At 61.9% G+C, this 14,477-nt stretch carries 11 protein-coding genes; all 11 read right to left on the bottom strand.

Annotation, left to right across the window (positions count from 1 at the left end; translation table 11 throughout):
- Positions 1–110: 110 nt before the first annotated feature.
- A complete protein-coding gene (locus tag AACV02_RS26050) occupies positions 111–2,882 on the bottom strand; it encodes a hybrid sensor histidine kinase/response regulator (protein WP_119737811.1) in 2,772 nt (923 codons plus the stop codon).
- A 116-nt stretch (positions 2,883–2,998) separates the two neighbouring features.
- Entirely contained in the window at positions 2,999–4,291 is a 1,293-nt protein-coding gene (gene purD, locus AACV02_RS26045; RefSeq protein ID WP_106577691.1) for a phosphoribosylamine--glycine ligase, read from the bottom strand.
- Between the two features lie 168 nt (positions 4,292–4,459).
- On the bottom strand, positions 4,460–6,067 hold the full coding sequence (gene purH, locus AACV02_RS26040; protein WP_119737808.1) for a bifunctional phosphoribosylaminoimidazolecarboxamide formyltransferase/IMP cyclohydrolase: 1,608 nt from the start codon (positions 6,065–6,067) through the stop codon (positions 4,460–4,462).
- 82 nt (positions 6,068–6,149) lie between these two features.
- Positions 6,150–6,470, bottom strand: a complete 321-nt coding sequence (gene fis / locus AACV02_RS26035; RefSeq protein WP_002555375.1) for a DNA-binding transcriptional regulator Fis — start codon at positions 6,468–6,470, stop codon at positions 6,150–6,152.
- The gene (gene dusB / locus AACV02_RS26030) at positions 6,467–7,480 is read right to left on the bottom strand and encodes a tRNA dihydrouridine synthase DusB (RefSeq protein ID WP_119737806.1); all 1,014 of its coding nucleotides are present in this window, start codon (positions 7,478–7,480) and stop codon (positions 6,467–6,469) included. Before dusB ends, fis begins: the two co-directional genes overlap by 4 nt.
- A gap of 185 nt (positions 7,481–7,665) precedes the next feature.
- Positions 7,666–8,925 (bottom strand): DUF3426 domain-containing protein, encoded by a 1,260-nt coding sequence (locus AACV02_RS26025; RefSeq protein WP_119737804.1) that lies wholly within the window; start codon positions 8,923–8,925, stop codon positions 7,666–7,668.
- A 30-nt stretch (positions 8,926–8,955) separates the two neighbouring features.
- The gene (gene prmA / locus AACV02_RS26020) at positions 8,956–9,834 is read right to left on the bottom strand and encodes a 50S ribosomal protein L11 methyltransferase (protein ID WP_106577697.1); all 879 of its coding nucleotides are present in this window, start codon (positions 9,832–9,834) and stop codon (positions 8,956–8,958) included.
- A 277-nt stretch (positions 9,835–10,111) separates the two neighbouring features.
- The gene (accC, locus tag AACV02_RS26015; RefSeq protein ID WP_017136745.1) at positions 10,112–11,473 is read right to left on the bottom strand and encodes an acetyl-CoA carboxylase biotin carboxylase subunit; all 1,362 of its coding nucleotides are present in this window, start codon (positions 11,471–11,473) and stop codon (positions 10,112–10,114) included.
- Positions 11,474–11,490: 17 nt separating this feature from the next.
- Positions 11,491–11,952, bottom strand: coding sequence for an acetyl-CoA carboxylase biotin carboxyl carrier protein (gene accB / locus AACV02_RS26010; protein WP_017738537.1), 462 nt, complete (start codon positions 11,950–11,952; stop codon positions 11,491–11,493).
- Positions 11,953–11,976: 24 nt separating this feature from the next.
- Positions 11,977–12,432 (bottom strand): type II 3-dehydroquinate dehydratase, encoded by a 456-nt coding sequence (gene aroQ, locus AACV02_RS26005; RefSeq protein WP_016972516.1) that lies wholly within the window; start codon positions 12,430–12,432, stop codon positions 11,977–11,979.
- A 296-nt stretch (positions 12,433–12,728) separates the two neighbouring features.
- Positions 12,729–13,277 carry a methyl-accepting chemotaxis protein gene (locus AACV02_RS31010; protein ID WP_371924133.1) on the bottom strand — a complete coding sequence of 183 codons (549 nt, stop codon included), beginning with the start codon at positions 13,275–13,277 and terminating at the stop codon, positions 12,729–12,731.
- Positions 13,278–14,477: the final 1,200 nt, after the last annotated feature.

The following is a 14,477-nucleotide window of genomic DNA, read 5'->3' as shown; positions in this document are numbered from 1 at the left end:
AAATGTGGGAGCGGGCTTGCTCGCGAATGCGGTGGATCAGTTAAAGATGTATTGACTGACACACCGCATTCGCGAGCAAGCCCGCTCCCACATTTTGATTGTATTTCAGGTCAGGAAGGCGCGTGTTCCGGTCGTTGCTGGCGCTGCGCCACCCAGAACTCCACCAGCTCGCGCAACTGCGACAACTCCACCGGTTTGGCCATGTGCCCATCCATCCCGGCCTGGCGCGCGCGCTCTTTATGTTCCGACAGGATATGCGCCGTCAGTGCGACCACCGGCGTTCGAATGCGTTGGTGGCTGACTTCCCACGCGCGCAGTTGCTGGGTGGCGGAAAAACCATCGAGGATCGGCATTTCACAGTCCATCAGCACCAGGTCGTAACGCTGAGCCTTCATCGCCTCGAGGGCTTCTTCGCCATTGCTGGCGGTGTCCGGGTTGAGGTTGAGCTTGCCGAGCATGCCGCGGATCACTTTGGTGGAGATGCTGTTGTCTTCGGCCACCAGGATGCGGAAATCGGCCGGCACGGTCACGGCTGCCGGCGCGCTGATGGCCGCGCGCGGCTGCACCACGCCTTTGCTGCGCTGGGTCAGTTCGTCGGCCAGCGTGGTCTTGAGCGTGTAGCCGGCCACCGGTTTGGCGAGGATGCGCTTGATCCCGCAGTTGCGCGCGATGATCTTGCTCGGCGCGTTGCTGATACCGGTGAGCATGATCAACAGGATGTCGTGGTTCAGGCTCGGGTCTTCCTTGATCTTGGCGGCCAGTTGCATGCCGGTCATGCCGGGCATGTTCTGGTCCAGCAGGACCACGTCGAAGTAGTCGCGCAGGTGCGCCTTGGTGCGCAGCAACGCCAGGGCTTCTTTGCCGGACGGCACGGCGCTGACGTTCAAGCCCCAGGCCGTGCATTGCTGCACCAGCACTTTGCGGCAGGTGTCGTTGTCGTCGACCACGAGCACCCGTGCGCCTTTGAGCGGGCCGTCGAGGTCGGAGGTCGGGTGTTCCAGGCGTTCCGGGTCCAGCGGCAGGGTCAACCACAGGGTGCTGCCCTGATGGCTGCCGCTCTTGATGCCGAACTCGCCATTCATCAACAGGATCAGTTGTCTCGCGATTACCAGGCCCAGGTGGCCGCTCAAGCGCGTGGCCGAGAGGAAGTTCTTGCTGTGCAGTTCGCTGTGCAGCAACGCGTCGCGCTCGGCGGCTTCCATCGGCAGGCCGCTGTCTTGCACAGCAATGCGCAGGCGCGGCTTGGTGCTGCGTTCGTCGAGTGCAACGACGATCAGCACTTCACCTTCGTCGGTCTTTTGCAGGGCATTTTCCAGCAGGCTCAACAGCGCCTGGCGCAGACGCGTCGGGTCACCGCTGATCACGCGGGGCACCTGGGGCTGGATAAAGCTGATCAGTTCGACGTTCTGTTGCTCGGCCTTGGCGCGGAAGATACTCAGGCAGTCTTCGATCAATGCGTTGAGGTCGAACTGCACGTCGTCCAGCTCGATTTGCCCGGACTCCAGCTTGGAGATGTCGAGGATCTCGTTGATCAACGTCAGCAGTTCGTTCCCGGCGCTGTGGATGGTCTGCACGTAGTCACGCTGCTTGACCGACAGCGGCGTGCCCAGCAGCAGCTCGGTCATGCCCAGCACGCCGTTCATGGGGGTGCGGATTTCGTGGCTGATCTTCGCCAGGAACTCGGCTTTGGCGGCGATCTCGGCATTGCTGGCCGCCAGGTCGCGGCTGAGGCTGAAGCGCGCTTCGACAATTGCGCGCTGGCGTTCGCCCAGGGCCAGGCTCATCAGCAGGCCGCTGAGGCAGATAAAACCGAGCAGCGTGACGATCAAGCCTTGCGGCGCCACCAGCGTCAGGCCGAGCAGGGCAGGCAGGATGATCAGTGTGCCGATGTTGAACACCACCATGCCCGCCACGAACAAGCGTGCCGGCCGGTAGCCTTTCTGCCAGTGGTAGGCCGAGACAAACAGCATGCTCAGACCGGCCAGGGCCACCAGGGCGTAAGTGATGATGTTCAGCGGCAAGGTGTTGACGAACAACAGCAGCAGGCCGCACAGCACGATCAGCAGGATGTCGGCCATCAACAGTTTGTTCAGCGGGTGCGGGCCCAGCGGCATAAAGAACCGGTAGGCGAACATCAGCCCGCACGGCGCGGTCAGCAGCAGGGCGAGGTAGGCGCCCGGGGTCTGGACAGCGTGCCAGTTCGGCAGCCACGGCCCCACCAGGTTGAGCAACAGTGCCAGGCTCAACATCAAGAGCAACTCACAGGCCGCCAACCACAGGCTGCTGCGCGAGCGATGGTAGGCGAAGCGCGTGAGGTTGTGCAGGATCAGCATCAGCAGGCAGCCGAACAACAGGCCGTAGATCAGCGTCTGGTTCTGGTTGGCGGCGGCCAGTACGGCCGGCTCCAGGGTGATGTAGGGGCGCAGTTCGTGTTCCGACACCAGGCGCAGGTACACCTCGAGGGGCTTCTGGCTCTGGGGCATCGGCAGCATGAAATCGCTGCTGGGCAGCGGGCGTTCCGCCTGCGGCTGGCGGGTGCCGGTACTTTGTTGTTCCACCAGGGTGTCGCCGTCCAGTACATAGAGGCTCAGGTGGGACAGGTCGGGGGCAAATACCCGCAGCACTTGCTCGTGCTTGCCAGGTTGCAGCTTGAAACGTACCCACAGCGCACCGTCCGGCTCGGCGGCGGTAATCCGGTCCAGTTCGATGGGGCTAAATTGATTGGTGTAGCGGGCGGAGCGGATATCGCTCAGTTGCAGGTCGGCCTGTTCATCAAGCAATACTGCCCATCCACTGCCTTGCGCGGCGGCCTGGGCCGGGAACAAGCAGAGCAGGGTCAGCAGACTGACTGTGAAACCTATGGCGATCCTGAGCCAGCGCACGGCGAAATCCCTTCGTAGGTTGATTGCACGGGTTAACTATGCGCGGGGCGACATGGGTACGGCAAGGGCCAGAGGCCCTTGCCTAACCGAACGGATAGCGACTGGAGGGCAGTTACTTATTGGTTCTCGCCACGTTCACGGGCAATGGCGCGGTAGCCGATGTCCGTGCGGTAGAAGCAACCTTTCCAGTCGATTTTCGCGGCCAGCTTGTACGCCTGTTGCTGCGCGGCGTCGACACTGGCACCCATTGCGGTGGCGCACAATACACGGCCACCTGCGGTTACAACCTTGCCATCCTTGAGCGCGGTGCCCGCATGGAACACCTTGCCTTCCAGCGTAGCAGCTGCGTCGAGGCCTTCAATCACATCGCCCTTGGCGTAGTCGCCAGGGTAACCACCGGCTGCCAGCACAATGCCAACGCTCGGACGCGGGTCCCATTGCGCTTCAACCTTGTCCAGCGCCTGGGCCAGGGCCGCTTCCACCAGCAGCACCAGGCTCGATTGCAGGCGCAGCATCACCGGTTGGGTTTCCGGATCACCAAAGCGGCAGTTGAACTCGATGACTTTCGGGTTGCCGGCCTTGTCGATCATCAGGCCGGCGTACAGGAAACCGGTGTACACATTGCCTTCGTCGGCCATGCCGCGCACGGTCGGCCAGATCACCAGGTCCATCACGCGCTTGTGTACCTCAGCGGTGACCACCGGGGCAGGGGAGTAAGCACCCATGCCGCCGGTGTTCGGGCCGCTGTCGCCGTCGCCGACGCGTTTGTGGTCCTGGCTGGTGGCCATCGGCAGGACGTTCTTGCCGTCGACCATCACGATGAAGCTGGCTTCTTCGCCGTCGAGGAATTCCTCGATGACCACACGTGAACCGGCGTCGCCAAATGCGTTGCCGGCGAGCATGTCGCGCACCGCGTCTTCGGCTTCTTGCAGGGTCATCGCCACGATCACGCCTTTACCGGCGGCCAGGCCGTCGGCCTTGATGACGATCGGTGCACCTTTTTCACGCAGGTACGCCAGGGCCGGCTCGATCTCGGTGAAGTTCTGGTAGTCGGCCGTCGGGATCTTGTGGCGGGCCAAAAAATCTTTGGTGAAGGCTTTCGAGCCTTCCAGTTGGGCTGCGCCGGCAGTCGGACCGAAGCAGTCCAGGCCACGGCTGCGGAACAGGTCGACGACGCCAGCCACCAACGGCACTTCCGGACCGACGATGGTCAGGGACACATTCTTCTCGGCGAAGTCAGCCAACTGCTCAAGGGCCAATACGTCGATGGCGACGTTTTCGCACTTGGCTTCAATGGCGGTGCCGGCGTTGCCGGGTGCGACGAATACTTTCTGGACGCGCGGGTCCTGGGCAACTTTCCAGGCCAGGGCGTGTTCACGGCCACCGCTGCCAATGATCAAAACATTCATTTCAAAAACCTCGGATGACGCAAATTCTGGGAGCACCGTGGGCCGCGTTTCTGTGGCAGCTGGCTTGCCTGCGATAGCAACACCTCGGTGTACTTGATACACCGAGGCGCCCGCATCGCAGGCAAGCCAGCCCCCACAGAGGGCCAGTGCCCGCTTGGGATCAATCTGTCAGTGGCGGAAGTGACGCATGCCGGTGAAGACCATGGCAATGCCAGCCTCATCAGCGGCGGCGATCACTTCGGCGTCACGCATCGAGCCGCCCGGTTGGATCACTGCGGTAACGCCGGCTTTGGCGGCGTTGTCCAGGCCATCACGGAACGGGAAGAACGCGTCGGAAGCCATCACCGAACCGGCTACCTGCAAACCGGCATGCTCAGCCTTGATCGCGGCGATACGCGCCGAGTTCACGCGGCTCATCTGGCCGGCGCCGACACCGATGGTCTGGCGGTTCTTGGCGTAGACGATGGCGTTGGACTTAACGTACTTGGCGACTTTCCAGGCGAAGATCAGGTCGTTGATTTCCTGCTCGGTCGGCGCGCGTTTGGTCACGACCTTGAGGTCTTCGCTGCCGATCATGCCGATGTCGCGGCTCTGTACCAGCAAGCCGCCATTGACGCGCTTGTAGTCCCAGGCAGCAGCACGGTCAGCCGACCACTCGCCACAGGCCAGCAGGCGCACGTTGGCTTTCGCGGCAACGATGGCGCGCGCTTCTTCACTCACGCTTGGGGCAATGATTACTTCAACGAACTGACGTTCGACGATGGCCTTGGCGGTTTCGGCGTCCAGCTCGCGGTTGAAGGCAATGATGCCGCCGAAGGCCGATTCGGTGTCGGTGGCGTAGGCCAGTTCGTACGCCTGGCGGATACCGCCTTCAGCGTCCGGGCTCACGGCCACGCCGCACGGGTTGGCGTGCTTGACGATCACGCAGGCCGGCTTGACGAAGCTCTTCACGCATTCCAGCGCGGCGTCGGTGTCGGCCACGTTGTTGTAGGACAGCTCTTTGCCTTGCAACTGGGTCGCGGTGGCGATGCCGACTTCAGCAGGTTTGGCCTCAACGTAGAACGCCGCGCTCTGGTGCGGGTTCTCGCCGTAGCGCATTTCCTGGGCCTTGATGAACTGGCTGTTGAAGGTGCGCGGGAACTGGCTGCGGCCCTCTGTGCTCAGGGTCTCGGCGGCCTGGTTCACGGTGCCCATGTAGTTGGCGATCATGCCGTCGTAGGCGGCGGTGTGTTCGAACGCCTTGAGCATCAGGTCGAAACGCTGGGCGTAAGTCAGGCCGCCGGCTTTCAGGCTTTCCAGCACGTTGGCGTAGTCGCTGGCGTTCACCACGATGGCCACGTCTTTGTGGTTCTTGGCTGCCGAGCGAACCATGGTCGGGCCGCCGATATCGATGTTTTCGATGGCGGTCGGCAGGTCGCAGCCTGGCTTGTTGATGGTGGCTTCGAACGGATACAGGTTAACGGCCACCAGGTCGATCGGCTTGATGCCGTGCTCGCTCATGATGGCGTCGTCGATACCGCGACGACCGAGGATCCCGCCGTGGATTTTCGGGTGCAGGGTCTTGACCCGACCGTCCATCATTTCTGCGAAACCGGTGTAGTCCGCGACTTCTACTGCGGCCACGCCGTTGTCCTGCAGCAGTTTGAAGGTCCCGCCCGTGGAGAGGATTTCCACACCCAGGGCTTCCAGCTCCCGGGCAAATTCGAGGATCCCGGTCTTGTCGGAAACACTGATCAAGGCGCGGCGGATCGGCAGGCGGGTAGTCTGGTCGGTCATTTCAATTTCCATCAAAAGCAAAGGAGTCAGCAAAAAAGGCGTCCGTTTTTTACGCGGGCGCCTTTCTGGTTTGATTGAATGCTTACAGCAAATCGTACTGCTTGAGCTTTTTGCGCAAGGTGCCACGGTTGAGGCCCAGCAGCTCACTGGCTTTGGTCTGGTTGCCCTTGACGTAGTTCATTACGCTTTCGAGCAAGGGCGCCTCGACTTCGGAGAGCACCAGGTTGTACACGTCCGTGACGGAAGCGCCCTCTAGGTGGGCGAAATAATTGTGCAGCGCCTTCTCGACACTCCCGCGAAGGGTCTGGCCTTCTTCGCTCGGCGTGTTGAGGTGCTGTTTCAAATTGACGTTGTCGCTCACGGGTGTTGTTCCACTCACTAAAGTCTCGGTCATCATCGTCATGCGGCCACCCCCTCTCCGTCCCCTGTCCCCAGGCTCTTGTAACGCTCGCTGAAGAACTCACGAACGTTGGCGCACTGTGCTTCCGTATCATCCAAACGATTGAAGTGGGCGCGAAACTCCCTGGCGCCCGGCAAGGTTGCGAGATACCAGCCGACATGCTTGCGAGCAATGCGTACTCCCATCACGTCTCCATAGAAGGCGTGCAGGGCGGCCAGATGCTCTAGCAGAATACGTTCCACCTCGATCAGCTCCGGTGCCGGCATGACTTCGCCAGTACGCAGAAAATGCTCGATCTCACGAAAAATCCATGGCCGCCCCTGGGCGGCCCGGCCAATCAACAAGCCATCGGCACCGGTTGCGTGCAGCACGCGCCGGGCTTTCTCGGCTGAGTCGATATCGCCATTGGCAAAGACCGGGATCGACACTGCCTGCTTGATCGCGGCAATGGTGTCGTACTCGGCTTCACCGGTGTAAAGGTCGGCGCGGGTGCGGCCATGCACCGCCAGCGCTGTAATGCCTGCCTGTTCGGCGATCTTCGCCACCGTCAGGCCGTTCTTGTTGTCCCGGTCCCAGCCGGTACGAATCTTCAGGGTGACCGGCACATCCACTGCGGCGACAACGGCCTGCAGGATCTCGGCTACCAATTGCTCATCTTTCAACAGGGCGGAACCGGCGGCCTTGTTGCAGACCTTCTTGGCCGGGCAGCCCATGTTGATGTCGATGATCTGTGCGCCCAACTCCACGTTGGCCCTGGCCGCGTCCGCGAGCATCTGTGCATCGCCACCGGCGATCTGTACCGAGCGGGGCTCGGGATCACCTTCGTGGATCATGCGCATCCGCGATTTGCGGGTGTTCCACAAGCTCATGTCGCTGGTGACCATTTCAGAGACTACTAGACCCGCGCCCAAACGCTTGCACAGCTGACGAAAGGGCTGGTCGGTGACGCCCGCCATCGGGGCGAGGATCAAGCCGTTTTGCAATGTGTATGGGCCGATGCGTACCGCCGACATAGGACTTCCCTGTTGTGGGGCCGGATCATTAGAGTTCGAAAAAGGGTTGGCATGATACCCGCTCTCGATGACTGGATAAAGGCTGAATTGGATAAAATCTGAACAGTTATTTCTTTATCGCGGTCGGTTTGGTTGCGCAGTGCCCAGTCAATAATCTGCCGTCAAACCTCGGCATGCGCGGCGCCTCACTCGGGCGAGTGGAAACTCAGGCTGTAATTTACGGCTTTATTGCCTGGATCGAGGATATCCAGGGAAATATGGATCGGTGTCTGCGAAGGCATTTCGCTCACCCCGGCCAGCTCACCACTGAGGTATTCGGCCGGTTTGAAGCGACGACTGGCAATCAGGCCGCCGTTCAAATCGGCAAAGCGCAGCTCCAGCAGCGGGAAGGGCTGTGAGAACGTGGCGCGGTTATAGATGATTGCATCCACCACCAGCGCCCCGGCGAACTCGGGATTGCTGCGCACCACCAGGTTGCTGCTCTTGATGTGGGCAATATCGACCCGTGATGGCACGGTGCAACCGAGGGTTGGACACAGTTGCTGGAACCACGGGCGATAAGCGTCCTGGCGAGCCAGGTCGTCGAATTGATAAGCGATGTACTGGCCCGCCAGGCCCGCGGCGGCCAGCAGCACCAGGACTATCCAGATGAGGCGACGGCCCCAGCTCGTCGGACGTTTCTGCGCATACAGGTGCAGCGGGTCGTCTTCCAGGTCCTGGAGTACATCGTCGTGAACGCTGGTTTCCGTGCGCGCACGCTTGCGCCGCGGTTGCGCGCGGTCTTCAGGGTCCGGCGCGTCCGCTGCCGCCGTCAGCGGCGTGAACGGCGGGTCGAGGTCGTCATCGTCGTCATCAGCTGGAGAGCGCAGCGGGGGCTCATCGTCGATATCGTCGATGTTGAACGACATCGACGGCTCGGTGCGTTGCTTGGTCGCAGGCGTCTTGGCCGATTCAGGTTCGTCTTCGCTTGCCTGGGTGCGCTCTTCGGGTGGCTCGCTGAACAGGCTGGCAGCCCATTTTTCTTCTTCGGCCTTGACGGTGTCGCGGCTGGCGCTGAGGGCATCTTCTTTTTGCCGGCGCTCGCTGCTTGCCTGGCGACGCTCCGCGCCGAGCGGTTGCGTGTGTTGAATCTCGCGGCGTTCGAGCTTGGCCAGTTCTTCGTCCAGGTCCAGGTTGTCCAGGTCCAGCTCTTCGGCGGTCCACTGTTTCTGGCTGATGGCCCGCGGTGCCTGCGGCGCTGGCTCAACGGCGTGTTCGGCGACGCTTGGCTGCTCGGGTTCCGGCGCCGAGGTGCTGGCGCGCTGCTCCAGCAATTGGCGCGCGGCGTTGAACACTTGCAGGCACGAGCCGCAGCGAACCACGCCACGGGCCACGCTCAATTGAGCGTGGCTGACGCGAAAGCGCGCTTGGCAATGCGGGCACTGGGTGACGAAACTGTCGGTCATGCGGCCATCCGATTCAGGCAAGCGCTCATTCTAGCGCCGACGACCGCTGATGCGTACCCAGCCATCACGGTTGGCGATCGGATCCAGATCGAAATCCGCGGCATAGGCTGCAGCCACGTCTTCACCTTGCTCGGCAAGAATGCCCGACAGCGCCAGGCGACCGCCCGGCTTGACCAGGCTCGACAACTGCGGCGCCAGTGAAACCAAAGGCCCGGCGAGGATATTCGCCACCAGCACATCGGCCTGCACCTGGGGCAATTGCTCCGGCAGGTAGAGGGGAAATTTGCCCTCAGGGATGTTGTTGCGCCCGGCGTTATCGCGGGAGGCCTCCAGGGCTTGCACGTCGATGTCGGTGCCGACGGCTTCCTTGGCGCCCAGCAGCAGGGCGGCAATCGCCAGAATCCCGGAGCCGCAACCGAAGTCCAGCACGTTGCAGTCGGTCAGGTCCTGGCCGTCCAGCCATTCCAGGCACAGTGCGGTGGTCGGGTGGGTGCCGGTGCCGAACGCCAGGCCCGGGTCGAGCAGCAGGTTGACGGCGTCCGGCTCAGGTGCGGCGTGCCAGCTCGGTACGATCCACAGGCGCTGGCCAAAGCGCATCGGCTGGAAGTTGTCCATCCAGCTGCGCTCCCAGTCCTGGTCTTCGATCACTTCGCTGTGGTGCTCGGGCAACGGGCCGCCGGTGAGCAACTCCATATGGGCCAGCACGGCGGCGGCATCGGTGCCGTCTTCGAACAGGGCCAGCAGGTGGGTGTGCGACCACAGCGGCGTGGTGTTGAGTTCCGGTTCGAAGATCGGTTGGTCTTCGGCGTCCATGAACGTCACCGAGACGGCGCCGACTTCAAGAAAAGCGTCTTCGTAGGTTTCGGCTTGTTCTGGGCTGATGGCGAGACGGACTTGCAGCCAAGGCATGGCGGGCACCTTTGAAAAAAATGAGTGTGCGACGGCGGGGTCGCGAAAGCGCGCAAGTTTACGCGAGCGAACAGCAGAAGACGACTGTGCTGAATGAACACGGACCGAATGGGGGAGGGGGCTTGCCCCCGATGGCGGTGGGTGAGACACGGATGCATTCACTGGCGCTACCTCATCGGGGGCAAGCCCCCTCCCACATTTGAACGATGGACATCTTCAGAACAGAGGGCTCAGAAACAACAAAGCCGCCCGAAGGCGGCTTTGTTGGGTGGAGCACTTACTGGTTGGCCAGCTTGTGTTCCAGGTAGTGAATGTTCACACCACCTTCGCAGAAGCCTTCATCACGCACCAGGTCCCGATGCAGCGGGATGTTGGTCTTGATGCCGTCTACCACGATTTCGTCCAGGGCGTTGCGCATGCGGGCCATGGCCTCGTCGCGCGTGGCGCCCCAGGTGATCAGCTTGCCGATCAGCGAGTCGTAGTTGGACGGAACCTTGTAGCCGCTGTACAGGTGCGAATCGACGCGAACGCCGTTGCCGCCTGGAGCATGGAAATGCTTGACCAGGCCTGGACTCGGGATAAAGGTTTTCGGGTCTTCGGCGTTGATCCGGCACTCCAGCGAGTGGCCGTGGATCTTCACGTCGTCCTGGGTGAAGGACAGCACGTTACCGGCGGCGATGCTCAGCATCTCCTTGACGATGTCGATACCGGTGACCATCTCCGACACCGGGTGCTCTACCTGCACACGAGTGTTCATCTCGATGAAGTAGAAGCGGCCGTTCTCGTAGAGGAACTCGAACGTACCGGCGCCACGGTAGTTGATGTCGATGCACGCCTTGACGCAGCGCGCCAGCACTTCCTGGCGAGCGGTTTCGTCCAGGCCCGGTGCCGGAGCTTCTTCCAGTACCTTCTGGTGACGACGTTGCAGCGAGCAATCGCGGTCGCCCAGGTGGATGGCGTGGCCCTGGCCGTCGGACAGTACCTGCACTTCCACGTGACGTGGGTTGGTCAGGTACTTCTCCAGGTAGACCATCGGGTTGCCGAACCAGGCAGCCGCTTCGGAGCGGGTCTGCTTGGCGGCTTCGATCAGGTCTTCTTCCTTGTGCACCACGCGCATGCCGCGACCACCACCGCCACCGGCGGCCTTGATGATCACCGGGTAACCGACTTCGCGACCAATGCGCAGAGCGGTTGCCTCGTCTTCAGGCAGCGGGCCATCGGAACCTGGAACGGTTGGCACGCCGGCAGCGATCATGGCGTCCTTGGCCGATACCTTGTCGCCCATCAGGCGAATGGTTTCGGCTTTCGGGCCGATGAAGGCAAACCCGGATTTTTCCACTTGTTCGGCGAAGTCGGCGTTTTCCGCAAGGAAACCGTAGCCTGGGTGGATGCCATCAGCGCCGGTCACTTCAGCGGCCGCGATGATGTTGGAGACCTTCAGGTACGAGTTGGTCGCCAGAGGCGGGCCGATGCAGATGCTCTCGTCCGCCAGTTTCACGTGCATCAATTCGGTATCGGCCGTCGAGTAAACAGCGACGGTCTTGATGCCCTCTTCCTTACAGGCGCGCAGGATACGCAGCGCGATCTCGCCGCGGTTGGCGATCAGGACTTTTTGCAGTTTCTTCGCAGGTTTCAACATCGAAGGCGCTCCGCGGTTCAAACGATGGTGAACAGCGGCTGGTCGTACTCAACCGGCTGACCGTTTTCTACCAGGATGGATTCGATGACGCCGGCTTTTTCAGCGGTGATGTGGTTCATCATCTTCATCGCTTCAACGATGCAGATGGTGTCGCCCACTTTCACGGTTGCGCCGACTTCAACGAAGGCTGGCGAGGTCGGTGCCGGGGTGCGGTAGAACGTACCGACCATTGGCGACTTGACCACGAAGCCGTTCAGTACAGGCGCGGCAGGTGCGGCTGGAGCAGCGGCAGCAGGTGCGGCGGCTGGAGCAGCAGCGGCCGGAGCCGGTGCTTGCATCTGTGGTGCGTAGAACTGTTGAGCCGGGGTCTTGCTGTGACGGCTGATCCGTACGGACTCTTCGCCTTCCTTGATTTCCAGCTCGTCGATACCGGATTCTTCCAGCAGTTCGATCAGTTTCTTAACTTTACGGATATCCATGAATCATCAACTCCCAAGGGTCGGTCAGGGGCGCTTGGCCGGTTGTTCAATGTGTTCCAGGGCGGCCTCCAGGGCCAGTCGGTAACCGCTGGCGCCAAGGCCGCAGATCACGCCTACCGCTACGTCGGAGAAGTAGGAGTGATGGCGGAAAGCTTCGCGTTTGTGCACGTTGGACAAATGCACTTCGATGAATGGGATGCTCACCGCCAGCAGCGCGTCACGTAATGCAACACTCGTGTGCGTAAAAGCGGCGGGATTGATCAGGATAAAGTCCACGCCTTCGCCGCGCGCGGCATGGATGCGATCAATCAATTCGTACTCGGCATTGCTTTGCAGGTAGAGCAAATGGTGGCCGGCCTCACGCGCCCGTCGTTCAAGATCGAGGTTGATCTGATCGAGGGTGACTGCCCCGTAGACGCCCGGTTCGCGGGTGCCGAGCAGGTTCAGGTTGGGTCCGTGAAGAACCAGTAAGGTCGCCATCGGCTGTTCCTTGTTATTGATGTGGGTACGTCAGAACCCGGCGACTATGCCGCAAAGCCTTTGTGACTGTCCAGTTCTATGCAGTAGGCAGCACGATTAGCGAGGATTGCGCAAAATTTGTGACTGGGCTGCAGTATCCAGTCATTGGCAACACTGTCTTGAATACTGTGGATGTCAAATGTGGAAGGGGGCTTGCCCCCGAGGCGCTGCATTAGGCACACATGCAGTGAGTGACACACTGTCATCGGGGGCAAGCCCCCTCCCACTTTTTGCTCTCCATAGGGCAGGAGATGGGCTCAAACCCGGAACGCCTGAACCGCCGTGTTCAACTGCCCACCCAGCACCAGCAGGTGTTCGCCCTGGCGGCGGCCCTGGCCGATGCGCAGCAGATTATCCTCACCCAGTTGGTGAATCCGCTCGCTGTTGTCGCGAATCTCACTGACGGCGCCACTCTGCTGCGCGGTCACATCGGCGATGCGCACCGCTGTGTCGGAAATGGTCTGAATTGCCCCGACGATTTCATCCAGCGCGCCATCCGCCGCCTGGGCTTGCTGGGCGGTGGCCTCGGCGTGTTCGACCTGGGTGCGCATGCCTTGCACTGACTGGTGGGCGGCGGTTTGCAGGCCGGCGATCAGGCTCTGGATTTCGGCCGTGGCACCGGCGGTGCGTTGCGCCAGCGAGCGGACCTCATCGGCCACCACGGCAAATCCGCGTCCGGCCTCACCGGCCCGTGCAGCCTCGATGGCGGCATTGAGCGCGAGCAGGTTGGTCTGGTCGGCAATCGCGCGAATCACCGTCAGCACGCCGCCGATGGTGGCAGACTCTTCGGCGAGTTTTTCGATCATCTGCGCGTTTTGCTGCACCTCGCCCACTAGAGCATGCAGCCCGGTCAGGCTCAGGCCGATCACCCGTTGGCCCTGTTCCACGGCCTGGCCTGCACTGCGGCTGGCGCCAGCCGCCTGGCTGGCATCACCGGCGACTTGCTGGATGGTCGCTTCCAGTTCACCCAGCGAATCACGGATCTGCGCCGTATCACCGGCCTGGCGCTCAGCGCCGTCGTGCAACCCGCTGCTCAGTTCGGCGAGGGCGCGGCTGCTGCCGGCGACTTCTTCGGCATTGCCGCGAATGGTGCCCACCAAGTCCACCAGGTAAGCACGCAGGCGGTTAAGCGAGGCCTCGATGTCGTGGAGTTCACGGTTGGTCTTGCCCAAGGCAATCGACTGGCTGAAGTCGCCTTCGGCCCAAGTGGACAAAGCCGGCGCGAGGTTGGTCAGTACCCTTGCCAGCCGCCGTTGCAGCGTGTCGATCAGCAGTGCGATGAGCAAAATCAACCCGATCATCACGCCTTGCATCAAGCGCACTTCGCCCTGGATTCTGGCATGTTGGGCGCGAACAACGGGTTCCAGGCCGGCGATGGCTTGCTGCACGGCAGCAATCTTCACATGGGTGCTGTCGGCCAGCGCAGTGCGCAGCTGGATCTGATCGCGAGTGCGCTTGAGTTCGGCAGGGTAGCGGGTCAGCAGGCTGTTGAGTTCGCGTTTGAGGTCCACGCCGGTGTCCTGCACTTCGGCTTTTTCGCTGCTTTCCAGGCCCAGCATGGCGGAGAAATCATCCGCGCTGGACTCGGCGCTGGCCTTTACGCCCAGCAGCGGTAACTGCGCCAACAGGTCGGCCTGCGTGCGGATGCTGGCAACTTCGCGCTCGACTTCATCGGCCAGCTCTGCGCGCCCGCTGCTCACCAGCTTGTCGCGGGCCAGTGACAGTTTGCCCAAGTGCTGGGACGCGGCCAGCAGCGGCGGCAAGTAGCGTGCAGCGTCGGGTGAAGTGACGCCCGTGGCGTACTGGCTCAACTGTTCCAGATTCGCGCCCAGCTCACGTTCGGCTTGCAGCAGCAGCGCTTGTGGGTCGCCGGCCAGTTTGCCGGCGGCCAGCAGGTCGGTTTTGCTGAAGGTGTCCAGTTCGACCAGGCTAGGGCGCAGGTTCTGCGCGAGGTCCGCCGGCAGTTCATCGAGGTGCTGCAGGAGGTTTTCCAGGCTCTGACCGGC

Source organism: Pseudomonas sp. Larv2_ips, from assembly GCF_963879675.1.
Lineage (GTDB): Bacteria > Pseudomonadota > Gammaproteobacteria > Pseudomonadales > Pseudomonadaceae > Aquipseudomonas.
This window is presented reverse-complemented; position numbering and strand designations above follow the sequence as displayed.